This is a genomic window from Stenotrophomonas maltophilia, assembly GCF_003970865.1.
GTDB classification, from domain to species: Bacteria; Pseudomonadota; Gammaproteobacteria; order Xanthomonadales; family Xanthomonadaceae; genus Stenotrophomonas; species Stenotrophomonas maltophilia_AR.
Genome location: NZ_RXLZ01000010.1, coordinates 36,001 through 58,659 on the forward strand (window position 1 = coordinate 36,001; position 22,659 = coordinate 58,659).

Below are 22,659 nucleotides of genomic sequence, written 5' to 3' on the forward strand. Positions count from 1 at the left end.
TTACACAGCGCTGGCGTGCAATCGCACACCCAGGGCCCGGGTCACCTTCAGGATGGTCGCGAAATCCGGGCTGCGCTCGCCCGACAGTGCGCGATACAGACTCTCGCGCGACAAGCCCGCCGCACGCGCAACCTTGCTCATGCCCTGAGCGCGAGCGATATCGCCGAGCGCCTTGGCGATAAATGCAGAATCACCGTCGCTTTCTTCGATGCAGGCGTCGAGATAAGCCGCCATCTCCTCCGGCGTCCGAAGATGCTCGGCCACATCAAATGATTTGAGTTCGACTTTTCTCTTGATGGCCATGATGGGCAGCTCCGGTACTTCGGTATTGAGTCGTTTCGCCTGCAGCCAGTTCGATGCTCACAGGGCACGCGCAATCTCCCTGGCCTTCTCGATATCGCGCTGCTGTGAACCCTTGTCGCCCCCAACCAGGAGAATCACCAACTGCCTGCCGCGCTGGGTGTAGTACACGCGGTAACCCGGTCCTGCATCGATACGCAATTCAGAAACGCCATCCGCCAGATAGCGGTGATCACCGGGATGGCCTTCAGCGAGCCGACCGATACGGGCCAGGATGCGAGCGCGTGCGGTTACGTCCTTGAGAGCGTCAATCCATGTCGCGAACTGACGGGTACGCTGGATCTTCATGGAGAACTGTAGCCTACTGGCTACAGTCTTTCAACTATCGGGAATGCACGCATGGAGCTGTGCTCGGCCTTCCGTCTGGTGCTCCTTCCCTCGCAGCCGACGCCCCCTCTTCTCAAATTGGAAGGTGGAATCGGGTGCGTTTTCAGTAGCTCATTGTTCACGCGGACCCGATCCGCACTCACAAAATGCTGTGCTAGATTCAAGAGTGTGACATTGGCGCGCGAGATGCTTTCATGAATGCATGGGTCGAAAAATGCGCTTCTTCATCAAAACGCGGACTTCAGCGCCGCCTCTGGATCACAGCGCGTCGTCGCCTCGCGATCGCTATTCCGGCACTTGTGCTGGCAGCATGTTCAACCGCCGTGCCGCCACACCCATCAGATCATCTGAATCAAAGACAGGCCATCAGATCAGGGAGTGAAATTGGTATGGAGCGATTCAAGAACGACATCGAGCGATTGTCTAGTGTGCGCTTTGATGATGTCGATGCATTGAGTGAACTTCTCCACACCCGCCTGGGAGAACCGGCGCGTCAGGACCTCATGGACGAGCGGATCGCAGAACGCGGAATGCTGGGCGACCTTGAGGTGCGGAACATCAGGCTGAGAAGTGCCGTTGACAACCCCGCCCTCGCGAACCTGATTTTTGATATCGCGCCACCGAGCATTGCGCTCGAGGAAATGATCTGGGAGAACTCCACCAAACATCCACCTCGACCCGATGCGCCGGGCTCCCGCCCTTACTGGACCGCGCAGGTGAACGATGCACAGGTCGTGCTCGGGCTCGCCGCCGATAGCGTGACGCTGACCTACATATCGATCCGTCAGCGCTGATCCCTGTAATTGCGAAGGAGCCGCCGCATGGAGCGTACTGAAGACGCTGGACTGCCACAGCCGCAGGAGGGAGGCCGCCCAGGAGCCGCACGGCGTCCTGCATCGCCGTTGGATGATCCTTCCTTGGCCCCGCTTCTGGCAAAATCCCCAACACTTCAGGCGGGCCTCGCCCAGGCGAGACGCGAAGGTATCGTTGTTCAATGGGGCACAGCCGGTGAAGGCACCTACCTTGTTCCCGGCGTGAAGATCGTCATAGACGAGAATGCAATCGGGCAAGGCACCAGAATCGCACGTTCTCTTTCTCACGAAGTTGGGCACCATCTCTTCACCGAACCCTCAAACCGGGCTTCTAAACAAGCCTATGTGGACAGCGAGTTGCGAGGAGAAGCCGCCGCAACTCTCAGCAATGTCCAGGTCCAGCGTGAGATCGTTGCGGGTGGCGGCCCAGATATTGGCGTTTCCGGCACGGGTAGCCGGCCACAACAATATGGAACCATTGCGGCAGAACTCCAGGCAGGACGAATCAACCGTAGCCAAGCACTGGGTCAGATCGCTGAGGTGTTTAAGACGGAGGCTCCGTCCGTTGGTCCTCATGCGACATACGAGCTTTACTATGGCGACTTCTACGACCGGGAAATAGCACCCACGCAACGGCGGCGTAGGCCAGATCCAGAATTTGACACCGAGCGCACGGCGCTTGCGGCCAGCGTCAGCTCGGCCACCGACGACTCACTCTCGCTGCAACGAGCTACTTTCTCAGTAGCTGAACTCGGCGATGCTGACCGTTCTCTCTATAGGCAGATAAGAGCGGGTGTGGAACGCCTGGACGCCGAGAGCGGGAAGCAGTGGGATGAGTCGAGCCAGCGCATGTCCGCGAGTTTGTTGGTGCTCGCGAAGGAGCAAGGGCTTTCAAGAGTTGACCACGTTGTATTGAACAACCCGACAGAGTCCCTTGCACGTGGCGAGAAGGTATTCATCGTCGAGGGAGCGATGGATGATCCTGCCCAACGCCGTGGAACCATGAATACGATGGACGCGCTTCGCGCGCCTGAAGCAGAGTCCCTTCTTCGCGCTGAAGCGTTGGCCGCAAATCTTGAACAGCAGCCGGCGCAGCAGGTTCATGCGCAGGACGGGCCATCGTTCTCAAGGTAAGGCTGTCGAGAAAACAGCTCTGCCGCCCTTCGAACCACCGGGCAGGTACCTGGAGCAGCGCAAAGAGGCGCTGAATCATGGGGATGGTGCCGCTTATCCGAATCGAACGGATGACCTACTGTTTACAAGACAGTTGCTCTACCAACTGAGCTAAAGCGGCATGGGTGGTGCACCGGCGGCAGCGCCGCGGTCCGAGGATTCTAGCGCAACCGCGTGCATTCCAGCGACCGGCTCTGTGCCGCCCCGCTGCGCTGCTGGGCCTGGGCCGGCTGCGTGCCCGCCGCCAGCTGGCCTTCCAGCCACCACTGGCCGGCGTCGCCGCTGGCGACCAGGCGCGGCTGGAAGCCGGCGGCCTGCACCGCCGCCATGCGCCGCTCGGCGCCTTCGCGGTTGCGGTACTGGCCCAGTGCCACGGCGTTGATGTCCTCGCCCTGGCTGATGATGTAGTAGTCGCTCAGACCGGCGGCGACGATGCGCTTCACTGTGGCCTGAGCCTCGTCGCGGTTCGCGGCGGCCGGCAGCATCACCCGGAAACGGGTGCTGCCGCTGGCGGCGGGCTGTTCGCGCAGGCGCACCTGGCTGAGCACAGCACCTGCCTTGCCCTGCGCGCCGGTCGCGGCCGCGCGGTCGGCGAACGGACCCAGCGCGACACAGCGCGGCGGCTCGGCAGCCACGGGCGGGGTTGCGGGTTTTTCCGGCGCCGGGGCTGGTGCAGGCGGTGTTACCGGCTTGGCAGCGGTAGCAACCGGCGTAGCCTCAGCCGCCTGTGGCTTGGCAATCTCCGGCTGGGCCGGGGCGGCGGGCGCCGGCGTCGCAGCCACAGCCGTCTTCTCCACCGACTCGCGCTCCATCAGCGGTGCGGTCGGGGCGGCGGCGGTGGCCTCGGCTGCGGCATTGGCATCCACGCCACCGGGCACCCAGCGCAGCTCGGCCACGCCGGCCGGTTGCGGCGGCGGCGCAGGCTTCTGCGGTGCATCGCGCAGCAGCCACCAGCAGGCGACGCCAAGATTGAGGATGGCCAGTACGACGATCAGGGCACGGGTCAGCATGCGCGGATACTAGCCTGCGGGCTGGTGCACCGCCCAGCGGGCGAGGCCATCCAGCACCAGCGATGGGTGGTAATCGGCGCCGGGCAGCAACGGCATCAGCGCCGGTGCGCCGCCACCATGCACCAGCAGCGAGGGCGCAACGCCCAGCAGCGTGTGCGCCTGCTGTGCGCTGCGTTCGATCAGCGCCACGGCCGCACCATCGCAGCCGGAGGCCAGTGCATCGGCGGTGTCGTTGGCGAATTCGCTGTAGTCACCGCCGGTAGCCGGCAGCTGCACCGCGCGGGCATGCAGTGCTTCGCGCATGGTGGTGGGCGATGCGGAAATGCGGCCACCGTGGTGCCGGCCGTCGGCGTCGAGCAGATCAATCGTCAGTGCGGTGCCCACGCCGACCACCAGCACCGGGCGCTGCGCCTTGGCCGCTGCCAGCAGGGCCAGGAAGCGGTCGACGCCAAACTTTTCCGGCTTGGCATAGGCAATGCGCACACCGGCGCATTCGGCGCTGGTACGCACCACGTGCACGTGCTCGAAGCGACGCTGCAACTGGTCCAGCATGGCGCTGGTCAGCGATGGTGCGGCCACGCTGGCCACGAACGCGGTGGTGCCGCTGGGCAGGCTGTGTGGCGGCTGCCCGGCCATGCCTTCGGCGCCATGCGCCCAGGCCTGCACGTCACCGGCACGGTCACCCTGCAACGGCGCGAACTTGAAGCGCGAGTTGCCGAGGTCGAACAACCAGTCGCTCATGCCGCCCTCACGCTGACTTCGCCGGCGTGCAGCAGGCGCTCGCGGCCATCGATGCGCACGCGCAAGGCGCCGTCATCGGCCAGGCCGAGCGCGGTGCCATGCTGCCACTGCCCTTCCAGTTCCACGCGTACTTCGCGGCCGGCCAGCATGTCGAACGCGGCGTAGCGCGGCAGGAACGGCGCCAGGCCTTCGCGATCGAACTCTTCCAGCGCCGGCAGCAGGCGCGTCAGCACGGCCGCAACCACCACGTTGCGGTCCACCGGCTTGCCGGCCAGCGTGTCCAGGTCCACCCACGGCTGGGTGATCTGTTCGGCGAACGACGGTGGCATGTGCGTGTTGATGCCGATGCCAATCACCGCGCGCGCCGGGCCGGCGTATTCGCCACCGCCCTCGGCGAGCAGGCCGACCAGCTTGCGCTTGCCATCGACAATCAGGTCATTCGGCCACTTCAGCTGCGCCTGGGTGTAGCCCAGGTCGTGCAGCGCTTCGGCCACGGCGATGCCGGCCACCAGGCTCAGCCCGGCCAGTCGGCCGAGGCCACCGGAGAACAGGCGCAGCACCGACAGGTAGATATGCGCGGCCAGCGGCGAGGCCCAGGCACGGCCGCGACGGCCACGGCCGCCGGTCTGGCGTTCGGCCAGCAGGACGCTCACCCCGCGCTGGGGCGCGCTGCAACGCAGCAATTCGGCGTTGGTCGAGTCCACTGTCCAGGCCACCTGCAGGTCGTGCAGCAGGGCCTGGACGTCGGCGGGCAGGCCGGCGCGGATCGCGGCCGGGTCCAGCAGGTCGACCGGGCGAACCAGGCCATAGCCCTCGCCAGCGCGGCCCTCGATGTCCACACCGGCGGCCCTAAGTCCTTGAATACGCTTCCAAATGGCCGCCCGGGTCTGACCCAGCTCACGGGCCAGGGCGTCGCCGGACAGGCGACCGGCAGCGAGTTTGGCCAGCAATTGGCGATCGTCCACGGCAGCTTCCACGAAGTCAGAAAGGAATTATGCGGGAAAGCCGCCAGCGACGCCCGCCACCGGTGGGCCGCAGGGGCTTCCATCGGGGCGCCGGGTTCGGGCTAGAATCGGGAACTCACCTTCCCTTAACGTGGATGTCGTCAATGCGCCGTTATGCCCATTGCCTGATCCTGCTGACGATGCCCTTCGCGGCGTCTGCGACGGCAGCGCTGGACGACAGCCGTGGGGCATGCGTGTCCTCCAATGGCGATGCCGCCTCGCAGCGCGCACCCACCGCCAGCGCATCGGCTGCCAGCACCAAGGCCGCACCGGTACGCCCGGCGGCCAGCACCACCACCGGCGGCGGTGGCAGCGATGACGACATGCTGCCGCGCATCCGCGCGCCGAAGTGGCACAGCTACCTGCCGGGAATGTTCCGCTGATCAAGTCGTTGCTGCAGTGGCTGCGGCCTGCGCCGCGGCCGATCGACGACGCACTTTGGGAAGACGCCTGCCAACGCGCGGCGTGGCTGCACGGCCTGGATGACGGGCGTCGGGCGCGCCTGCGCCGGCTGGCCACGCGCTTCCTGCATGAGAAGACCATCACCCCGATCGGCGAGCTGCAGCTGCAGGCCGGCGATGGCGTGCTGCTGGCCGCGCTGTGCTGCCTGCCGCTGCTGGAGTTCGGCGAGGTGGGACTGGAAGGCTGGTCGCAGCTGATCGTCTACCCCGACGCGTTCCGCGTGCACCGCAGCCATATGGATGCGGCCGGGGTACTGCATGAGTGGGATGACGAACTGATTGGCGAATCGTGGGACAGCGGTCCGTTGATCCTGTCCTGGGCCGATGTGCAGGCCGACCTGGCGGCGCCGCACGAGGGCTACTGCGTGGCGGTGCACGAGATGGTGCACAAGCTGGATGCGCTGGATGGCGCGATGGACGGCACGCCGCCGCTGCCGCGCGAATGGCAGCGCGAGTGGGCGGCCACGTTCCAGCAGGCTTACGATGCCTTCTGCGTGCAGGTGGATGCCGGTGTGGAAACGCTGATCGATCCGTATGCGGCCGAGGCACCGGAAGAGTTCTTCGCGGTAGCCAGCGAATATCACTTCTCGGCCCCGGATCTGCTGCAGCAGGCATTGCCGGAGGTGGCCGCGCAGCTGCGGCGGTTCTATGGCGAGCCGCCGACGATCGAAACACGGTAGTGCCGGCCGCTGGCCGGCACCCTGGCAATGCCACCGGAGATCATGAGGTTGCCGGCCAGCGGCCGGCACTACCGCAACACTCCGCCTTGCCGGCGGACGGGAACGCGCGGCTTACGGCCCCGGCGGCAGGCGCACTTCGAAACGGGCGCCGCCCAGTTCCTCGGAGCGGCCCACAGCCAGTTCACCGCGGTAATCCTTGATAAGGTCCTGCACGATCGACAGGCCGATACCGTGGCCCTGCACGCGCTCGTCGCCACGCACACCACGCTGCAGCACCTTGCCGATGTCGTCCGGGGCGATGCCGGGGCCATCGTCGTCCACCGCCAGCAGCAGGCCCGCGCGACGCGCGTTCGGTGCCGGCAGCGGCTGCGCGGTCAGCAGCACGCGGCGGTTGGCCCACTTGAAGGCATTTTCCAGCAGGTTGCCGAGCAGTTCCTGCAGGTCGCCCGGTTCGCCATGGAAACGCGCCGCCGGGTCGATATCGAACTCGCACAGCACGCCCTTGGACGCGTAGACCTTTTCCAGGCCACGCACGATTTCCTCGGCGTTGGATTCAATCGGCAGCGGCGCGGAGAACAGCTTGTGGCCCGACGACGCAGCACGTGCCAGCTGGTAGGAGACCAGGTTGTTCATGCGCTGCAACTGCACGTCCAGCTCCTCGCGCAGCGCGCCATCGCCCGCGCCGCTGTCCATCTGGGTGCGCAGCACCGCAATGGGCGTCTTCAGGCTGTGTGCCAGGTCGGCCAGGGTATTGCGCTGACGCTCGAGGTTCTCGCGCTCGCTTTCAATGAAGGCGTTGATGCTGTCGGTCAGCGGTTCCAGCTCGCGCGGGTGGCGCTCGCTCATGCGCGCGGTCTCGCCGCGCTGCACCTTGGTCAACTCGGTGATCACGCGACGCAGGGGCCGCAGGCTCCATTGCAGGATGACGGTCTGCAGCAGCAGCAGGATCAGGCCGATGCCACCCAGGTAGAACCAGACCCGGCTGCGGAACACCCGCAGCTGTGCACCCAGCGCGCGCGAGTCTTCCATCACGTAGATGCTGTACGGGAATTCGGTGGCGGGATCAGCGTCGGCATCCCACACCAGGCCCAGGCCATAGCGGTACACCGAGCCCTGGCTGCCGTCGATCTGGATCATCGGCAGCGGGCCTTCGAACACTTCCTGACGCGGCGCCAGCAGGCCGCCGCCGACGGTGGGCAGCATCGGGCCTTCGGCGGACATCGAATTGCCCTTGCCGTGCGGCATCACCACCTGCAGGTACAGGCCGCTGCCCGGCACGTCGAAGCGCGAATCCGGCGGCTGCTCGCGGATGTACAGCGAGCGGTCGCGGGTGAAGTCGATGCCGGCCGCATAGGCGGTGGCGTAGTTCTTCAGGCGCTCGCGCAGGTTGGCCTTCGCCGTATCGGCGAAGGCGGCGTCGAGCGCGTAGCCGGCCAGGGCCAGGAACGCGACCAGACCCACGGACGCGGCGAACATCTGGCGCGCCTGCAGGGAGCGCGGCCGCCAGCGTCGGAAGAACCACAGACGGCCGGACATCATGGTATCGCCAGGCTGAGCCGGCTCAGCCCTCGTTGCGCGGAATCGCGAAACGGTAGCCGCGGCCGCGCACGGTCTCGATCGGCTTCAGTTCGCCATCCGGGTCCAGCTTCTTGCGCAGGCGGCCGATGAAGACCTCCAGCACGTTCGAGTCGCGGTCGAAGTCCTGCTGGTAGATGTGCTCGGTGAGGTCGGCCTTGGAGACCAGTTCACCGGCGTGCATCATCAGGTACTCCAGCACCTTGTACTCGTAGCTGGTCAGGTCGACATTGCTGCCGGCCACGCTGACGGTCTGGGCAGCCAGGTCCAGGGCAACCGGACCGCATTCCAGCGTCGGCTTGCTCCAGCCAGCGGCGCGGCGCAGCAGCGCGTTGACGCGGGCCAGCAGCTCTTCGACGTGGAACGGCTTGACCAGGTAGTCGTCGGCGCCCTGCTTCAGGCCTTCGACCTTGTCCTGCCAGCTCGAACGCGCGGTCAGGATCAGCACCGGGAATTTCTTGCCTTCGTCACGCAGGGCCTTGATCAGCTCCATGCCCGACATCTTGGGCAGGCCGAGGTCGATGATGCCGACATCGAACGGAACTTCGCGCCCCATGTAGAGGCCTTCCTCGCCGTCCTGCGCAGCATCGACGGCAAAGCCTTCGCGCTTGAGCCGGGCTGCCAGGGTCTCACGCAGCGGGGCTTCGTCTTCGACCAGAAGGATACGCATGAACTCTCCCTAGTGTCCTGGGTGTGGCCCGGAGGCCTGTGGGGTACGGGTTGATAGCGACAACTATCCCTGTTCAGGGGTTATCGCCGCGTAGTGATGACATATCCGACCGCGGCGTGCGCGGCTGTGAACGCGACGGGGCAGGGTCGTCCATGTAGCGGACCCGGCCCCGATCGTCCATGTACTTCACCCGGTTGATATCACGACCATCGAACGGCACGCGCTCGGCGCCGAGGATGTGGCCGCCGGTGGTGCGCTGCACGCGGCGCACGGCATCGGACAGCGACCGCTCGTCGCCACGGTTGCCGCGCTCGCCCCGCTCCATCATCTCCGCCCGCGCCTGCTCGCCACGCGGCGGCTGTTGCGCCAGCGCCGAAGACAGCGGCACAGCCGACAGGACCACGCAGGTGGCCAGGGCAATGCGGCGATGGAAGGGAGCGGAAGACATCGATGCGATCCTAGCCGAGCACGGCGATTCGTTCAAAAGTCGTAAATCCGGCGCCGGGTTCGAAACCCAGCGTTTTACAAATCTTTTGCAAATTCTTGGTTTACAGCGGTGAATCCGGTCTGAACTTTTCCGGCCCTGCGCCCGCGTCGTTCAGCTAAGTGAACATTCGGGACGAATCGCCGCCCCTTGTCAAGTCAGGAATGTGACAACGGTCACGCTACGGCGCGATCAGCTTCGCGTTCGGTGACCGCCAGGGCTTGTTCGATCAGGCTCCAGCCGGCGCCCGGGCGGTGCGCGCCCTCGCTCAGCACCTGCCGGAATGCGCGACCACCGGGCTGGCCGTGGAACAGGCCGAGCAGGTGGCGGGTGATGTGCTTCAGCGCCAGGCCTTCGCCCAGTCGCGCCTCGATGTAGGGGCGCATCGCGCGCAGCAGGTCACCACGCGCCTGCAGCGGGGCGCCGGTGTGCAGCGCCTCCAGCTGATGCAGCAGGTAGGGGTCGTGGTAGGCCGCACGGCCCAGCATCACGCCATCGACGTGCGCGGCCTGCGCCTGTACCGCCTCGATGCTGGCCAGTCCACCGTTGATCACCACCGGCAGTGCCGGGCGCTCCTGCTTCAGGCGGTAGGCCCAGTCATACTTCAGCGGCGGAACCTCGCGGTTCTCCTTCGGCGACAGGCCCTTCAGCCACGCGTTGCGCGCATGCACCACCACCATCGCCGCACCGGCAGCAACCTGGCGGTCGACGAAGCTGGCAAACACGTCGTAGTCGTTGTCCTCGTCCACGCCCAGGCGGCACTTCACCGTCACCGGGATATCAACCGCGTCGACCATGGCCGCCACGCACTCGGCCACCAGCACCGGCTCGCGCATCAGGCAGGCGCCAAAACGCCCGGCCTGCACGCGGTCGGACGGGCAGCCGCAGTTGAGGTTGACCTCGTCATAGCCCCACTCGGCAGCGATGCGTGCGGCCTGCGCCAGCAGGGCCGGATCACTGCCACCCAGCTGCAACGCCAGCGGCTGCTCGCTGCGGTCGAAGCCGAGCAGGCGCTCGCGGTCGCCGTGGATGACCGCGTTGGCGTGCACCATCTCCGTGTACAGGCGCGCACCCGGCGCCAGCACGCGATGGAACACGCGGCAGTGGCGGTCCGTCCAGTCCATCATCGGGGCAACGGACAGGCGAATTTCTTCAGTTTTCAATATTTTCATGCACTTACCGCCATAGATGGGTACACAGAGGCACCCGATTCTTCCTAGTTTTTCCCGCCAATTCCCATTCATCTGTACCATCCGCGTACCAACAGGAACGTGGTACACCGGGAGCTGGTACACCGATGGCAACACTACAACCGCGCAACGGCCGCTGGCGCGCCATTGTGCGTCGAAAGGGTCATCCGACGCAGAGCAGGACCTTCCCCACCAAGACTGCCGCGAAGACCTGGGGCGACCGCATCGAGCGCGAGCTCGCCGACTACGAGGCCAAAGGCGGCACCCCCGGAGAGAACCTGACCATCGAGCAGCTGATCAGCTGGCGGATCGAGGATCTGGCCTCGGTGAAAGCTGCAGGCGCGACCCAGACAGGTAACCTGACCCGACTCCGTGAAGGGCTGGGCACCATCGTGGCCAGGCACCTGACGGCCAACGATGTGATCGAACACGCCCGCCGGCGCGTTCAGGGCAACCACATGAACGCCAAGGGGCACATTATCCCCCCTTGTTCGGCTGCAACCATGAACGTCGAGCTGGGGTTCCTGTCCGAGCTGCTGAAGCTGGCCGGGCCAATGAAGGGCGTGAAGCTGGCAAGCGACCCGGTGGCTGAAGCCCGCCCCGTTCTGCGACTGTTGAAGCTGGTCGGGAAGTCCAAGCAGCGTGACCGCCGCCCGACGGCCGAGGAGCTGCTGCGCCTGCACGCCCACTTCGCAGCTGCAGAATGGCGGGCCACTATTCCCATGAGCGATATCGTCACTTTCGCCGTCCTCACGGCGAAGCGTGAAAGCGAGATTACGCGGCTGCAGTGGTCAGACCTTGACGCAGCAAACCGCACCGCGATGCTGAGGGACGCGAAGCACCCCCGCGCGAAGGTCGGTAACCACCGCACATTCCCCCTACTTGGCGAGTCTTGGGACCTGGTGCAGCGTCAACCGCAGATCCCTGGGGAGGACAGGATCTTCCCCTTCAACTCGAAGTCTGTCGGCACGGCTTTTACTCGCGCTTGCAGCAAACTCGGGATCTTGGATCTGTGCTTCCATGATCTGCGGCACGAAGCCACCTCTCGCTTGTTTGAGCAGGGCTACGATATCCCTGAGGTTGCGGCGGTTACGCTCCATCGATCATGGAATGAGCTGAAGCGCTATACCCAACTGCGACCAGAATCCCTCCACCGAGTTCCGATTTAGGACGCGTGAGTGGACACAATGAATGACCAAACGGATTTCTCGGCACTGATCCGCATCACCTCGATGGACGCGTTGAAAGCAGCGACCGAGGCGCGCTCCAAAGCCGACTCTGCCAGCTATCGAATGGCGGTTCGACAGATTTTTGCGGGGGCCGAGGGCATCCTCTGGTACGCAAAATGCATGGCGCGCGCAGCCGCAAAAATTCAGCCAGAGACCTACTCTGCATTGGAGATCGCCGCACTCAACGATGAAACCTATGCAGTTGCAGAGAACGGCACCGTAAGGACTAAGCCGAACTTCATACCGATGGTCCACAGTATGAAATTGGTTGCCGACCTGATGTCCCGCAAGCAAGTGTCGAATGCCGACTTCACGTTCGGCCAAGAGATGCTGGCCACCATTAAGCAGGCAGTAGCAGTCCGCAATCGACTCACGCACCCGAAATCAGGCGACGATCTTCTAGTAACGGAGGAAGAGTTTAATGTCGTGGTCGCCTCTTGGGGGCTGATGCTTGCCTTCACACTGAACACGGCGCTTGAGGCTGACAAGCGCCTCGGCACCGGCATCTTTCCAGTAATTAAGACCCCTAAGGTTTCGCTGCTGGACGCACTCGTCGGTGCAACCCAGCATGACATGGACGCGGGAGATACGCCGCCAGTCACATAGCTTCAACTGGTCGACCTCGCGCTAGTGCTGGCCGAGATCCCGCAGGCATACCGTGTGAGCCGGGCTGTAAACAGCCCACGCAGCAACACCGAGCAGCTGCGGCAGCCAGTCGCCTAGGCCGACGCCGTCATCCCCGCTACTCCCAGCCGAACGGCGGCAGGATGTGTAGCTTGGCCAACCTGTTCGCGCGTACCGCCGATCGGTACGCTGCGATCTTGGCCACTTCCTCGCGTAGACGCGCCTCATGCCTGGCCTCCCATAGCTCAGCGCCGGCGCGGCCTTGCTCGTAGCTACTGCAGCGCCGGCATGACCCGCCTGGCCCGCTAAGTCCGTCCCGGTGCCGATCCAACGTGGCCACCCAGCTATCGTCGTCCACACGCTGCGTCAGCGCGACGACCCACACCCCCTCGCAGGCGATCACGGTCAAAGGATCGGTGGGCAAGCTGGCCGAACGTGTCGTCCAGTAGAAGTCGGCGGGCAGCGGCATGGCCGGCAGCTTACGGCTGGCCGTCGCAAAGGCTGCGACAAGGACTGGAGCAGCAGGCGTGAGCGAGTGCGGCGGCGAGGATGTTGATGGCCCCTTACGCGCTATAAGGTGCAAATTTTGAGGTGACCACGGGAAAGAGGTAACAAAGGTAACCAAGCCTTCAAAGTATGCAAATTTATCTCTAAAATCAATGCTTTATATGACCTGCATGAAGGTAACAATAGGGTAACCTTGGAGTAACCCGATTACCTATTAGGCAGGTAACATCGGCGGAGTAAAAATTCCTTATGAATCAATCACATTACTTCGTAATCAACGGGAAATTACCTCGTATCACCTCAAAAGGTAACCACCTCTATTCTTTTGCAATCAAAGGCTTAGCCCCTGATATGGGCCGTGTGTTACCTGGTTACCTCCTTCCCGTGGTCACCTGAAAAATCGGGACTGTCGAGGGATGGCTAGTGACCGCCCGCAGGCAGCCTCGCAGGCGCCCCTCTCGCGCAGGGAACCGCAGGACCAGCCGGTGTCAGAGAACCCCGGAGAACGCCATACAGGGCCGGGACTCGCCCTGCTGCAGGCAGTGCAGAAAAAGCCCCCTCTGAAGTGCGCAGGCGTGGCGGGGAGACGAGTGCGCACGCTTGGAGGTAGAGGGCAAAATGGGGCATGACCGCTACCGATCAGCTACCCATCCCGGTTGTCCGGGTGTCACCCACCGGCAGTGCCTTCACCACCAGCACGGACGTGGCCGCGTTCTTCGACAAGCGCCACAGCCATGTGCTGCGGGCCATAGAAGGGCTGTTGTGCGACTTGAGAGAGCACATTCATTGGCCGGAAAAGGCCGACGTGGGTGACCAATGGGAAGATCAGGAACATCAGCCCAATTTTGGGCTGATGTTCCCCGAAGAACTGTTCGAGGCCGCAGAGGTGGAGGTCAGGCTCGGAAACGGTGCGATCCGGCGCGACCCGATCTACAACCTCAGCCGTGACGGGTTCGCCCTGTTGGCGATGGGCTTCACGGGCAAGCAAGCTCTCGCATTCAAGCTGGCCTACATATCGGCGTTCAACGCGATGGAAGCCAGACTCCGGCAGCCCTACGTGGCCCCCTTGGCTGAGGATCTGGAGTTCGCACGGGGCCTGCGCGTCAAAGACAAGCTCATGCTCCACGAGCAGGCCTACAAGGCCTCCCGTGCATTGAGCACTGCTACCAACGAGGACGAACGCCGCCAAGCCTATTGGCAGCTGTATCAGGTCAACACGACCCTCGGCGTCCCCATGCCCACCATGGAAGCGCTGGGAGTTGAGCCGCTGGCCACCAGCAACCGCTTGCCTCAGCCGCGCTGAATCTGTCTTGCACCCCTCTGCCTTGCGGCCCCGCTGGGCTTCGGTCGCGCTGAATCTGTCTTGCCCCCCTCTGCCTGGCGGCCCAGCCGGGCCTCGGCCGCGCTGAATCTGTCTTGCGCCCCTCTGCCTGGCGGCGCAGCCGGGCCTCAGCCGCGCTGAATCTGTCTTGCCCCCTCCGCCTGGCGGCACAGCCGGGCCTCGGCCGCGCTGAATCTGTCTTGCGCCCCTCTGCCTGGCGGCCCCGCCAGGCCTCGATCTGAATCTGTCTTGTGCCCCTGCGGCGGGCGTGGCGGGGAGACGAGTGCGCACGCCGACTGTCAGACGCCTTGACCCGCACCCGGCGTCGCGGTCTCATGCGGCCTGACGAATGGAGACCAATGGCATGGCAGCGGTCAGCAGGGAGTGGGTGGAGGCGCTGGTGCAAGACCGCGCGCAGGAGTCGGTGCATCTTGACTTCAAGCGCGAGCAGCCCTCCAAGAAGGAGGATGGCCGGAGGGAGCTTCTTAAAGACGTCTGCGCCCTAGCCAATACTGAGGGCGGGCGAATTGTGTACGGAGTCGAGGAGGACGACGATGCCTGCGCCTCTCGCATCGTGCCAATCACTGGTGAAGAAAGCGACGCTGCGCAGCGTCGCCTGGATCAGTCCATCGTGGACGGCATCCAGCCAAGGCTTGTGGGATGCACGGTCACAGCACTCGCTGTCGCTTCCGGATACGTGTTGGTGATTGATGTCCCACCGCAGTACGGCGGGCCCTTTCAGTCCTCCTTCAACAACCAACGGCGATTCACTTACCGTCAGGGAACCATAAACATCGATATGGACTACAACCAACTCCGCGCCGCATTCCAAATGCGCGGTAGGGCACTGCAGGAAGCATCAGCATGGCGACGCTCCCGGCTGAACCACATCAATGACGCGATCCGCAAGAAGCGAATGGTGGATAGGGCTTGGCTCCTCGTCCACATCATGCCTTTCAGTGCGTTGTTCGACGGAAACCTGATCGACCTTAACGCTCTAGCAACGTCCAACCGAAGTGTGATCCACGAGCATGCTGACTTCCGTACATTCACTGCCGACGGCCTGCTCTACCAAGATGCGCGGCCAGGTGAGCGCCCGGAGGAGTTCGCTAGGTTCTTCCGCTCTGGCTTGACTGAATTCGGTTGGCTCGGAGACCGGCGACCGTCCGATGGCAAGCTACTCATTCGGGGGCTGACAGCAGCCATGACCATCCGCCATCTGGTACATCGCTGCGCGCGTATTCTGGTGGAGCTCGGCGTCTCAGGGCCTGCATACATTTCGCTGTCGGGCTTGCTGATCGAAAGCCACCGCCTTCACTACCGCGGCCCTGACTTTGACGAGCAGACGCCAGAGCCTTGGGAATCCGAGATGGAACCTCCAATGCTCGAAGTGAGCAGTTTGTCCGAGCTGGCCTCTTCTCCAGATATCTGGTGCCGTCGGCTATCCGACATGCTGTTTCAGACTTTCGGCCTGGAGCGCTGCCCCTATTACGACCGCGACGACACATGGAAGCCGCCCCGCCATTAGTCGCACACTCCAACAGAGAAGGCCGCTGTTAAGCGGCCTTCTTTCGTAAGCGCCTGAGATTAGTGACTACCCAATCTGCTGGTGGCCACGTCGTAGTAGTGCCGGGTCATCTCTATGCCGGTCCACGCGTAGCCCTCCGCACCCGCAGCCACCAACGTGGTGCCGGAACCGGCGAACGGATCGAGGATGCGCCCGCCCTGCTCACAGATCCGCACCAGCTGGCGCATGAGGTCGGTCGGCTTGCCGGTGAGGTGGTGCTTGTCCGACTTGCGCACCGCCTCGCGGAAGACACCCGGCAGCGTTGGCGCCGCCCGGCCTAGCGGCATCCCGCCCTTGCTGCCCCATACGACGTACTCGGCTTGGTTGGAGAATCGGCCGCGCTGCGGCCGCACGCCGCCAGTCTTGTCCCACACCGCCACACCGCGCCAGATGAAGCCGGCGCACTGCAGCGCATCGGTAGTCAGCGGCAGCTGCCGCCAGTCGGTGAACAGCAACACCGGCGCACCATCGCGCAAGACGCGGTTGCACTGCGCCAGCCAAAGCTGCATCCACGCCAGGTGCGAACGCTGGTCGCGTTCGTCGCTGGGGAAGTCCGCGTGCAGGTATGGCCCGCTGCTCTGCATGTACTTCTCGTTGGGGCTGCGCTGGCGAGCGGAGGCGTGGACGCCACCGCTGGCATACGGTGGATCAGTGATGAGGGCGTCGAAGCTGTTGGCCGGCAGGGTCGGCAGGATGGTCAGGGCATCGCCGTGGATCAGTTCGTTCTTCATGGGTAGAGCCTTCTTCGTGGTGTCGCTCGCGGCGATCCGTGGAGAGGCTCTGGGCCTTCATGTGATTCATGTCCCCACACCGGGGGCATTTCATTTGTAGATCGTAGGCACCTGTCGCTTTGGCCAACAGGCGCGCACAGGCGCCGCAGCGCAGGTTCTGTCGTGCTTGATTCATGCCGCTGCCACACCCAGCTCGAAGGCGTCGAAGCGGATCACCTCCTGCCCCAACCACTCGTTGATAGCGGTCATACGGGTCTGCAGCGGGGCGAGTTCCATCGCCGCCCACACTGTCGCTGCATCCCGGATCGAGCCAAAGCCGCCGCTGTTCTGCGGGACGATACCGAGCAGCTGCGGCGGAACCCGCAGCGCAGCCAGCATGTCATCGCGGGTCACGCTCTTGATGCCGGTGAATTCATCCCTGGCCGCCACCTCGCTGACCGGGATCACCTGCAGGCCGTCTTTCTTCCCGTTGGGAGAATGCACGAACAGGTTCTTGAAATTGCCCGGCCCGCGCGACTGACGCAGTGCCTCGCGCAGCGCATCCACGTCCATGCCCTCGGGCTGCGGGTCGGTCATGTACAGGATGTAGCCCGCGTGCGAGCCGTTGTTGTAGTACTTGCGTCGGAACAGCGTAGCCGATTCGTTCAGCAGCGCAGCCTGCACCGCTGGCATCCACTCTGGCAGGCCGTAAATCTCCTGGTCGGCATCCGCCTCCCGTAGCTGGAACACCTCACCGGCTGGAAACTCATGCTCTACCCGACCGGTGCGTACCTGGAAGAACTCACCGGGCTGCACGCCACGGCGCATGTACTGCGCCAGCGGCACGGCAAGGCTGTGTGCGGTACCGGACATGGCACGCCGGCGTTCGACGTAGCCCATGCCGAAGGTGGTGTAGTCCAGCGCCAGCTGCGAGAACGCCTCGCGGCTCAACAGCCGGTGCGGTCGGAACGTGCGCACCAGCATGTTGCGCTTGAACGTCAGGCCGCTGTGCAGGTATGGGTTGGAGCGCGTCGTGCGAGACAGGCCATACAGATCCACCGGCGGCTCGAAGTAGCGGCCATTGCGCCAGCATTCGAGGTAGTCGAGGAAACCGCGCGATTCCAGCACCGGGCTGGCCTCGCCAAAGGTGAAGGCTTCGATACTCACCGGCGGCGCGGCGATGGCGCCCTGGTCGGCGTCGGTCACCGCCGGCAGCGTGCGCGAGGTGATCGAATCGTTCGGGGGCTCCGTTGTCATCCGCGAGTGGTGGCAACAGGAGCCACGTGGCGTGCCTCACACCTTCGAGCTGGTGCTGACCCTCTCTGGCCGTCCGGGCGCAGATCCATCGGCCAAGTACGTCGAGGACGTAATCGCCGAGGTCACCCGGACAAAGCCGGTGCGCTCCCATTTCACCTTTACCCAAGGCACCGAGTTCGCAGGAAGGCTCGGGCTGGTCGCGGCCCTTCGAGCCACCGCCTACCGACGCCTGCAGATGACCACTGAGGATTGATCCCATGCGATTGAAGTTCACCACCCGTGGCCGCGCCGCCCTGGTCAACGCGGCGCACACCGGCACCAAGGCCGTCACCGTTACCCAGATCGGTGTGACCGATCGTGCGTTCACGCCGGACCCTGCCGGTGGCGACCTGGCGCTGCCAGGCGAGCGCAAGCGCCTGACCACCTTCGGTGGCAAGGCCGTTGCCGATGACGTGGTTCACCTGACCGTGCGCGATGAATCGGACGATTCCTACCCCCTGCGCGGAATCGCCCTCTATCTGGAAGACGGCACCCTGCTGGCGATCTACGGGGGCTCGGAGGTGATCCTCGAGAAGTCCTCGCAGGCCATGATGCTGCTGGCCGTAGATTGGATCCTGGCCGACATGGACGCCAAGCAGATCCAGTTCGGCAACACCGACTTCCTCAATCCCCCTGCGACGACCGAGGTACAGGGCGTGGTCGAGTTGACCACGACCGAAGAGGCCATCGCCGGCAAGGACGACAAGCGCGCAGTAACCCCTAGCGCACTACTGGCCACGCTGGACGCACGGCTGGGTAAAGCGGCGCCTTCGGTATTGGGCAAGGCAATCATTGGGCGCGGCGATGCCGCCGACGTGCGCACCGATCTCGGGCTAAGGAGCGCTGCGCTCAAGGATGAGGGAAGTGGTAAGGGACTGGACGCTGACAGCGTGGACGGAAAGCACGCTACAGACTTTGCGGCCAAGCAGCACACCCACACCATCTCCGATATCACCGACCTGGCCCCAGCTCGGCTGCTACCGGCCGGCCTGGTTGCCTACTTCCCTACCGCATCACCGCCCGAAGGTTGGTTGCGCTGTAACGGCGCGGATGTGAGCCGCACGACCTACGCGGCCCTGTTCGCCGTGATCGGGACCACGTTCGGCAGCGCCAGCGGCTCGACGTTCCGCCTACCAGCGCGAAGACAGCGCCGAGGTCGATTCGGTGGAGATCGTCGTCCGTGGTCGCCACACCGAGATCGACGCCGGTACCGGCAAGGTCGGCGACGACACCGAGTTCAGCACCAAGACCTCGGCCAGCTACTACAAGCTGAGCATCAACGGCCGCACCGAGATCGAAATCGACATGGTCGGCATGGTGTTCATCGTGAACGGCGTGGACCTGCTCGCCGCCCAGCGCCGCGCCATCGGCGCCTGATCCCCCCAAGCGCCGAGCCGCTTCCAAGGCCCGGCCGCCCCCCTTCCTGAGAGAGACGCACCATGACCGCCAAGACCAACACCGCCATCGCCCCGAACACCATCACGCTCGACTATCCCATCCAGCGCGGCGAGCAGACCATCGAAACCATCACGCTGCGCAAGCCCAATGCCGGCGAGCTGCGCGGCATCAAGCTGGTGGATCTGCTGCAGATGGACGTGGGCGCGGTGGCCACGCTGCTGCCGCGCATCACCGAGCCGACCCTGACCGCTGCTGATGTGAACAAGCTGGACCCCGCCGACCTGGTCGCCATCGGCACCGCGACGGCGGGTTTTTTCTTGCCGAAGGCGCAGCAGGAATTCCTCGCTGTGTAGAGGATTACATGGCCGATATCGCGGTGATCTTTCCGTTCACGCTCACCGAACTATCGGCCCTTTCGCTGTCTGAACTGATCGAATGGCGCGAGCGCGCCCGTGTAAGAAGTGGAGCCGAGCCGTGATACCGTCCCCCCATGGTCACCGTGATCGCCATCGTTGTTGCGCTGCTCCTGCTCGGCTTTGTCCTCGCACTGCTGGTGTGGGCAGTGAGCGCGCTCTGCCGTTTGCTGGCCGCGTTCGCTCCCGATCCGTCCGATACCACGCCGCCGTAGGTGGCGCGCCGGTTGTCGTCGCATGAGCGGCGGCAACCTTCGCCTGCAGGTAGTCCTGCAGGCACTCGATCAGGCCACAGCGCCATTCCGCAAGGTCATGGCCGGCAGCAAGGGGCTGGCCGGCGCCCTGCAGGAGCAGCAGGCCACGCTGCGCCGGCTCAATAGCGCCCAGCGCGATGTGAGCGCGTACCGCCAGCAGCAACAGGCTATGCGGTCGACCCAGCAGCGCTATCAAGAGGCCCAGGTCCGCGTCGCCGCCCTGGCCCGGCAGATGGCCGCCGCTGGCACACCGACCCGCAAACTCAGCCGTGAGTTCGCTCAGGCCAAGACCGCCGCCGCCCAGCTGAAGAACCAGCATCAGCAGCAGGCGGTGGAACTGCAGCGTCTGCGCTCCGGTCTGGACCGCGCAGGCATCAGCACGCGCCAGCTCGGCGCCCATGAGCGCAAGCTGCGCACTGACATCGCCGCCGCCACCCAGCAGATGGAACAGCAGCGCACGCGCCTGGCCGCACTGGATGCGGCTCAAGCGCGTAGCCAGAAGATCCACAGCGCCGGCATGAATGCCGCCGCGCACGGTGCGGGTGTGGCGTTCGCCGCATTCGGCGCCCTGCGCGCGCAGGCACTGCCTATCGCCCAAGCCATGGGCTTCGAGTCGGCCATGGCCGACGTGAAGAAGGTGGTGGACTTCGACACGCCCGATGGCTTCGAGAAGATGGGCACCGACATTGAGGAACTGTCGCGGCGCCTGCCCATGGTTCCCACCGACATTGCCAAGATCGTCGCCGCCGCCGGCCAGGCCGGCATCGCAAGCAACGAACTGACCCGTTTCGCCGAGGACGCGGCCAAGATGGGCGTTGCCTTCGACAGCACGGCCGAAGAAGCCGGCCAGACGATGGCCACCTGGCGCACCGCGTTCCGTATGGGCCAGGATGACGTTGTCGTGCTGGCCGACAAGATCAACTACCTGGGCAACACCGGCCCGGCCAGCGTCCAGAAGATCAGCGAGGTGGTGAACCGCATCGGTGCCCTCGGCGAGGTCGCCGGCCTCGGTAGCGGCCCGCTGGCGGCGCTGGGCGCCACGGTGGCCGGTATGGGCATCGAGTCGGAAGTGTCTGCCACCGGCATCAAGAACATGCTGCTCACTCTGTCCTCGGGCGAGGCGGCAACAGCCCGTCAGGTGGCATCGTTCGACAAGCTCGGCCTCAAGGCGGGCGACCTGGCCAAGGCGATGCAGGACGACGCCGGCGGCGCCATCCTCGACGTCCTGGAAAAGCTCAAGCAGCTGCCCAAAGCCGAGCAGGCCGCGACCATGACGCAGCTGTTCGGGCGTGAGTCCATTGGCGCCATCGCCCCGCTGCTCACCAACCTGGACCTGCTGAAAGAGAACTTCGGCAAAGTGGCCGATGAGCAGAAGTACGGCGGCTCAATGAACGCTGAGTACGCCGCCCGCGTCGGCACCGCCGAGAACGGCCTGATCCTGCTCAAGAACAGCGCCATCGTGCTGTCACAGCGGATCGGCAAGACCCTGCTGCCCACGGTGAAGGAACTGGCCGCGCGCGTGGCCAAGGTCGCCGACCGCATGGCCGAGTGGGTCAAGAACAATCCGCAGTTGGTCGCCACCATCGCCAAGCTGGTCATCGGCGGCACCGCCTTGGCCGTGGCGCTGGGTGGCCTGCTGGTCGCCGGGGGCGTGGGAGCGATGGCGCTGACGCAGATCCACAAGGCCGTGACGCTGCTCAGCGGTGGCGGTGGCCTGGGCAAGCTGGTGGGCCAGGTGCTCTCACTCGGTGGCCGCGCTTTCCCGATGCTGTTCAACGTCGGCCGCATGCTGCTGCCGCTGCTGGGCGGCATCAGCCTTCCGGTGCTGGCCATCGGCGCTGCCATCGGCGTGGTGGCTGCGCTGGTATGGAAATACTGGGAGCCGATCAAGGCATTCATGATCGGCACGTGGCAGGGCATCCTCGACGTGGTCAATCCGATCATGGATGAACTGGCCAAGGCGCTCGAACCGCTCGGCCCGGTGTGGGACATGGTGTCCGGCGCCATGGGCAAGGCATGGGATTGGGTGAAGAAGCTGTTCGCCCCGTTCGAGGCCACCAGCGAGCAGCTGCAGGGCGCCACTGATGCCGGCCGGGGCTTCGGCCACATCCTGGGCAACGTGTTGACCGTAAACCTGCGCATGGCGGTGAAGGCCATCGGTTGGCTGGTCAGTGTGTTCACCACGATTCTGCCCGCGATCCAGAACGCCATCGGCGGCGCGTGGACCTACCTGCAGGGCGCATGGGATCTGATCGTGGGCCTGTTCACCGGCAACGGTGAGAAGATCCGCTCGGGCCTGAGCGCGATGTGGGCTGGCGTCAATCAGATCCTACTGGGCTGGCCGGCGCAAATGATGCAGGCCGGCATCGACATGGTGCAGGGCTTGGTCAACGGCATCGTGTCCAAGGGCGGTGCTGCCATGGAGGCCGTCGCCGGCATCGCCTCGGGCGTGGTGGGCAAGTTCAAGGGCATGCTCGGTATCCACAGTCCATCTCGCGTGTTCGCACAGTTCGGCGACTTCACCATGCAGGGTCTGGCCGGTGGTCTCGACCGCAGCCAGGGCGAGCCGCTGCAGCAGGTAACCAGCCTGGGCGACCGCATGAAGCAGGCCGGCGCAGGCATCGCGCTGGGCGCGGCTGCAATGCCCGTTATGGCCGGCGGCGCGCCGGTGATCGCCCCAAGCGCTGCAGCGGCCGCAGCGGGCGGCTCAGGCGCTTCCAGCTACACCATCAACATCACCGCGCCGGCAGGCACCGATGGCCAGGGCGTTGCGGCCCTGGTGCGCGCCGAGATCGAGAAGATCGAGCGCGACAAGGCGGGCCGGCGCTCCTCCCGTCTGACTGACTGAGATCC

At 64.8% G+C, this 22,659-nt stretch carries 26 protein-coding genes, 1 tRNA gene and 2 pseudogenes; 15 read left to right on the plus strand and 14 right to left on the minus strand.

The features are described 5' to 3' along the window. Window positions 1-303 carry an addiction module antidote protein gene (locus EKL94_RS05030; protein ID WP_049431463.1) on the minus strand — a complete coding sequence of 101 codons (303 nt, stop codon included), beginning with the start codon at window positions 301-303 and terminating at the stop codon, window positions 1-3. A 57-nt stretch (window positions 304-360) separates the two neighbouring features. Beyond that, window positions 361-648 (minus strand): type II toxin-antitoxin system RelE/ParE family toxin, encoded by a 288-nt coding sequence (locus EKL94_RS05035; RefSeq protein ID WP_010486984.1) that lies wholly within the window; start codon window positions 646-648, stop codon window positions 361-363. A gap of 233 nt (window positions 649-881) precedes the next feature. Here EKL94_RS05035 and EKL94_RS05040 point away from each other — a divergent pair, with 233 nt between their 5' ends. Both EKL94_RS05040 and EKL94_RS05045 read left to right on the plus strand, forming a co-directional pair. Next, entirely contained in the window at window positions 882-1,481 is a 600-nt protein-coding gene (locus EKL94_RS05040) for a hypothetical protein (RefSeq protein ID WP_126928238.1), read from the plus strand. 123 nt (window positions 1,482-1,604) lie between these two features. After that, a complete protein-coding gene (locus EKL94_RS05045) occupies window positions 1,605-2,633 on the plus strand; it encodes an XVIPCD domain-containing protein (protein ID WP_260473378.1) in 1,029 nt (342 codons plus the stop codon). An 84-nt stretch (window positions 2,634-2,717) separates the two neighbouring features. On the opposite strand, the gene EKL94_RS05050 is transcribed toward EKL94_RS05045, so the two are convergent. The 4 genes from EKL94_RS05050 to birA form a co-directional block, all read right to left on the minus strand. Further along, window positions 2,718-2,793, minus strand: a tRNA-Thr gene (locus tag EKL94_RS05050). A gap of 40 nt (window positions 2,794-2,833) precedes the next feature. Then, complete coding sequence (locus tag EKL94_RS05055) at window positions 2,834-3,682, minus strand: SPOR domain-containing protein (RefSeq protein WP_126928240.1); 849 nt, start codon at window positions 3,680-3,682, stop codon at window positions 2,834-2,836. A 9-nt stretch (window positions 3,683-3,691) separates the two neighbouring features. Next, on the minus strand, window positions 3,692-4,423 hold the full coding sequence (locus tag EKL94_RS05060; RefSeq protein ID WP_126928241.1) for a type III pantothenate kinase: 732 nt from the start codon (window positions 4,421-4,423) through the stop codon (window positions 3,692-3,694). Further along, on the minus strand, window positions 4,420-5,388 hold the full coding sequence (birA, locus tag EKL94_RS05065) for a bifunctional biotin--[acetyl-CoA-carboxylase] ligase/biotin operon repressor BirA (protein WP_126928242.1): 969 nt from the start codon (window positions 5,386-5,388) through the stop codon (window positions 4,420-4,422). The genes EKL94_RS05060 and birA overlap by 4 nt, the downstream gene beginning before the upstream one ends. A 143-nt stretch (window positions 5,389-5,531) precedes the next feature. Here birA and EKL94_RS05070 point away from each other — a divergent pair, with 143 nt between their 5' ends. Both EKL94_RS05070 and EKL94_RS05075 read left to right on the plus strand, forming a co-directional pair. Next, window positions 5,532-5,810, plus strand: coding sequence for a hypothetical protein (locus EKL94_RS05070; protein ID WP_010486993.1), 279 nt, complete (start codon window positions 5,532-5,534; stop codon window positions 5,808-5,810). Continuing rightward, window positions 5,777-6,568: a M90 family metallopeptidase gene (locus EKL94_RS05075; protein ID WP_185829991.1), complete on the plus strand. Its 792-nt coding sequence runs from the start codon at window positions 5,777-5,779 to the stop codon at window positions 6,566-6,568. Before EKL94_RS05070 ends, EKL94_RS05075 begins: the two co-directional genes overlap by 34 nt. Window positions 6,569-6,679: 111 nt before the next feature. On the opposite strand, the gene EKL94_RS05085 is transcribed toward EKL94_RS05075, so the two are convergent. The 4 genes from EKL94_RS05085 to dusA form a co-directional block, all read right to left on the minus strand. After that, window positions 6,680-8,104, minus strand: a complete 1,425-nt coding sequence (locus tag EKL94_RS05085; protein ID WP_126928244.1) for an ATP-binding protein — start codon at window positions 8,102-8,104, stop codon at window positions 6,680-6,682. 25 nt (window positions 8,105-8,129) lie between these two features. Next, the gene (locus EKL94_RS05090) at window positions 8,130-8,813 is read right to left on the minus strand and encodes a response regulator transcription factor (protein ID WP_004136763.1); all 684 of its coding nucleotides are present in this window, start codon (window positions 8,811-8,813) and stop codon (window positions 8,130-8,132) included. 73 nt (window positions 8,814-8,886) lie between these two features. Then, window positions 8,887-9,261, minus strand: a complete 375-nt coding sequence (locus tag EKL94_RS05095; protein ID WP_010487000.1) for a hypothetical protein — start codon at window positions 9,259-9,261, stop codon at window positions 8,887-8,889. A 212-nt stretch (window positions 9,262-9,473) separates the two neighbouring features. Next, the gene (dusA, locus tag EKL94_RS05100) at window positions 9,474-10,469 is read right to left on the minus strand and encodes a tRNA dihydrouridine(20/20a) synthase DusA (protein WP_126928245.1); all 996 of its coding nucleotides are present in this window, start codon (window positions 10,467-10,469) and stop codon (window positions 9,474-9,476) included. Between the two features lie 125 nt (window positions 10,470-10,594). On the opposite strand from dusA, the gene EKL94_RS05105 reads away from it, so the two are divergent. Together EKL94_RS05105 and EKL94_RS05110 are read left to right on the plus strand one after the other, a co-directional pair. Beyond that, window positions 10,595-11,656: a site-specific integrase gene (locus EKL94_RS05105; protein WP_126928246.1), complete on the plus strand. Its 1,062-nt coding sequence runs from the start codon at window positions 10,595-10,597 to the stop codon at window positions 11,654-11,656. Window positions 11,657-11,674: 18 nt separating this feature from the next. Continuing rightward, window positions 11,675-12,322, plus strand: coding sequence for a hypothetical protein (locus tag EKL94_RS05110; RefSeq protein ID WP_126928247.1), 648 nt, complete (start codon window positions 11,675-11,677; stop codon window positions 12,320-12,322). A 136-nt stretch (window positions 12,323-12,458) separates the two neighbouring features. Here the strand turns inward: EKL94_RS05110 and EKL94_RS05115 are convergent, their stop codons facing one another. Further along, window positions 12,459-12,809, minus strand: coding sequence for a hypothetical protein (locus tag EKL94_RS05115; RefSeq protein WP_260473379.1), 351 nt, complete (start codon window positions 12,807-12,809; stop codon window positions 12,459-12,461). Window positions 12,810-13,472: 663 nt separating this feature from the next. Here EKL94_RS05115 and EKL94_RS05120 point away from each other — a divergent pair. Beyond that, complete coding sequence (locus EKL94_RS05120; RefSeq protein WP_126928248.1) at window positions 13,473-14,150, plus strand: Rha family transcriptional regulator; 678 nt, start codon at window positions 13,473-13,475, stop codon at window positions 14,148-14,150. Between the two features lie 382 nt (window positions 14,151-14,532). Then, entirely contained in the window at window positions 14,533-15,696 is a 1,164-nt protein-coding gene (locus tag EKL94_RS05125) for an AlbA family DNA-binding domain-containing protein (RefSeq protein WP_185829992.1), read from the plus strand. Between the two features lie 59 nt (window positions 15,697-15,755). Here the strand turns inward: EKL94_RS05125 and EKL94_RS05130 are convergent, their stop codons facing one another. From EKL94_RS05130 to EKL94_RS05140, 3 genes are read right to left on the minus strand one after another with little or no spacing between them, the layout of a single operon-like run. Beyond that, window positions 15,756-16,466, minus strand: a complete 711-nt coding sequence (locus EKL94_RS05130; protein ID WP_126928250.1) for a DNA-methyltransferase — start codon at window positions 16,464-16,466, stop codon at window positions 15,756-15,758. Next, a complete protein-coding gene (locus EKL94_RS05135; protein ID WP_126928251.1) occupies window positions 16,384-16,641 on the minus strand; it encodes a Com family DNA-binding transcriptional regulator in 258 nt (85 codons plus the stop codon). Before EKL94_RS05135 ends, EKL94_RS05130 begins: the two co-directional genes overlap by 83 nt. Further along, window positions 16,638-17,651, minus strand: a complete 1,014-nt coding sequence (locus tag EKL94_RS05140; protein ID WP_126928252.1) for a phage portal protein — start codon at window positions 17,649-17,651, stop codon at window positions 16,638-16,640. Before EKL94_RS05140 ends, EKL94_RS05135 begins: the two co-directional genes overlap by 4 nt. Between EKL94_RS05140 and EKL94_RS05145 the strand changes: the two genes are divergently transcribed. The 7 genes and pseudogenes from EKL94_RS05145 (at window position 17,626) to EKL94_RS05165 (ending at window position 22,654) form a co-directional block, all read left to right on the plus strand. Further along, window positions 17,626-17,955 carry a phage tail protein I gene (locus tag EKL94_RS05145; protein ID WP_440087016.1) on the plus strand — a complete coding sequence of 110 codons (330 nt, stop codon included), beginning with the start codon at window positions 17,626-17,628 and terminating at the stop codon, window positions 17,953-17,955. The genes EKL94_RS05140 and EKL94_RS05145 overlap by 26 nt on opposite strands. A 370-nt stretch (window positions 17,956-18,325) precedes the next feature. Then, window positions 18,326-18,829, plus strand: a pseudogene (locus EKL94_RS22620) (phage tail protein); the annotation flags it as partial. Window positions 18,830-18,869: 40 nt separating this feature from the next. Beyond that, window positions 18,870-19,118: pseudogene (locus EKL94_RS22340) on the plus strand (phage major tail tube protein); the annotation flags it as partial. Between the two features lie 62 nt (window positions 19,119-19,180). Next, a complete protein-coding gene (locus EKL94_RS05155) occupies window positions 19,181-19,492 on the plus strand; it encodes a phage tail assembly protein (protein ID WP_126928254.1) in 312 nt (103 codons plus the stop codon). An 8-nt stretch (window positions 19,493-19,500) separates the two neighbouring features. Further along, on the plus strand, window positions 19,501-19,617 hold the full coding sequence (locus tag EKL94_RS05160; RefSeq protein ID WP_032963109.1) for a GpE family phage tail protein: 117 nt from the start codon (window positions 19,501-19,503) through the stop codon (window positions 19,615-19,617). Window positions 19,618-19,629: 12 nt separating this feature from the next. After that, a complete protein-coding gene (locus EKL94_RS22345) occupies window positions 19,630-19,767 on the plus strand; it encodes a hypothetical protein (protein ID WP_181453917.1) in 138 nt (45 codons plus the stop codon). Window positions 19,768-19,789: 22 nt separating this feature from the next. Then, complete coding sequence (locus EKL94_RS05165) at window positions 19,790-22,654, plus strand: phage tail tape measure protein (protein ID WP_126928255.1); 2,865 nt, start codon at window positions 19,790-19,792, stop codon at window positions 22,652-22,654. Window positions 22,655-22,659 lie beyond the last annotated feature (5 nt).

Excerpts from the sequence above, each read along its gene's own strand:
- EKL94_RS05125 (WP_185829992.1), top strand. The coding sequence starts at position 14,533 with ATGGCAGCGGTCAGCAGGGAGTGGGTGGAGGCGCTGGTGCAAGACCGC.
- EKL94_RS05115 (WP_260473379.1), bottom strand. The coding sequence starts at position 12,809 with ATGCCGCTGCCCGCCGACTTCTACTGGACGACACGTTCGGCCAGCTTG.
- EKL94_RS22345 (WP_181453917.1), top strand. The coding sequence starts at position 19,630 with ATGGTCACCGTGATCGCCATCGTTGTTGCGCTGCTCCTGCTCGGCTTT.
- EKL94_RS05055 (WP_126928240.1), bottom strand. The coding sequence starts at position 3,682 with ATGCTGACCCGTGCCCTGATCGTCGTACTGGCCATCCTCAATCTTGGC.
- EKL94_RS05070 (WP_010486993.1), top strand. The coding sequence starts at position 5,532 with ATGCGCCGTTATGCCCATTGCCTGATCCTGCTGACGATGCCCTTCGCG.
- EKL94_RS05035 (WP_010486984.1), bottom strand. The coding sequence starts at position 648 with ATGAAGATCCAGCGTACCCGTCAGTTCGCGACATGGATTGACGCTCTC.
- EKL94_RS05105 (WP_126928246.1), top strand. The coding sequence starts at position 10,595 with ATGGCAACACTACAACCGCGCAACGGCCGCTGGCGCGCCATTGTGCGT.
- EKL94_RS05110 (WP_126928247.1), top strand. The coding sequence starts at position 11,675 with ATGAATGACCAAACGGATTTCTCGGCACTGATCCGCATCACCTCGATG.
- EKL94_RS05090 (WP_004136763.1), bottom strand. The coding sequence starts at position 8,813 with ATGCGTATCCTTCTGGTCGAAGACGAAGCCCCGCTGCGTGAGACCCTG.
- EKL94_RS05060 (WP_126928241.1), bottom strand. The coding sequence starts at position 4,423 with ATGAGCGACTGGTTGTTCGACCTCGGCAACTCGCGCTTCAAGTTCGCG.
- EKL94_RS05130 (WP_126928250.1), bottom strand. The coding sequence starts at position 16,466 with ATGAAGAACGAACTGATCCACGGCGATGCCCTGACCATCCTGCCGACC.
- EKL94_RS05165 (WP_126928255.1), top strand. The coding sequence starts at position 19,790 with ATGAGCGGCGGCAACCTTCGCCTGCAGGTAGTCCTGCAGGCACTCGAT.
- dusA (WP_126928245.1), bottom strand. The coding sequence starts at position 10,469 with ATGAAAATATTGAAAACTGAAGAAATTCGCCTGTCCGTTGCCCCGATG.
- EKL94_RS05160 (WP_032963109.1), top strand. The coding sequence starts at position 19,501 with ATGGCCGATATCGCGGTGATCTTTCCGTTCACGCTCACCGAACTATCG.
- EKL94_RS05145 (WP_440087016.1), top strand. The coding sequence starts at position 17,626 with ATGGCGCCCTGGTCGGCGTCGGTCACCGCCGGCAGCGTGCGCGAGGTG.
- EKL94_RS05030 (WP_049431463.1), bottom strand. The coding sequence starts at position 303 with ATGGCCATCAAGAGAAAAGTCGAACTCAAATCATTTGATGTGGCCGAG.
- EKL94_RS05135 (WP_126928251.1), bottom strand. The coding sequence starts at position 16,641 with ATGAATCAAGCACGACAGAACCTGCGCTGCGGCGCCTGTGCGCGCCTG.
- EKL94_RS05155 (WP_126928254.1), top strand. The coding sequence starts at position 19,181 with ATGACCGCCAAGACCAACACCGCCATCGCCCCGAACACCATCACGCTC.
- EKL94_RS05120 (WP_126928248.1), top strand. The coding sequence starts at position 13,473 with ATGACCGCTACCGATCAGCTACCCATCCCGGTTGTCCGGGTGTCACCC.
- EKL94_RS05095 (WP_010487000.1), bottom strand. The coding sequence starts at position 9,261 with ATGTCTTCCGCTCCCTTCCATCGCCGCATTGCCCTGGCCACCTGCGTG.
- EKL94_RS05040 (WP_126928238.1), top strand. The coding sequence starts at position 882 with ATGAATGCATGGGTCGAAAAATGCGCTTCTTCATCAAAACGCGGACTT.
- EKL94_RS05085 (WP_126928244.1), bottom strand. The coding sequence starts at position 8,104 with ATGTCCGGCCGTCTGTGGTTCTTCCGACGCTGGCGGCCGCGCTCCCTG.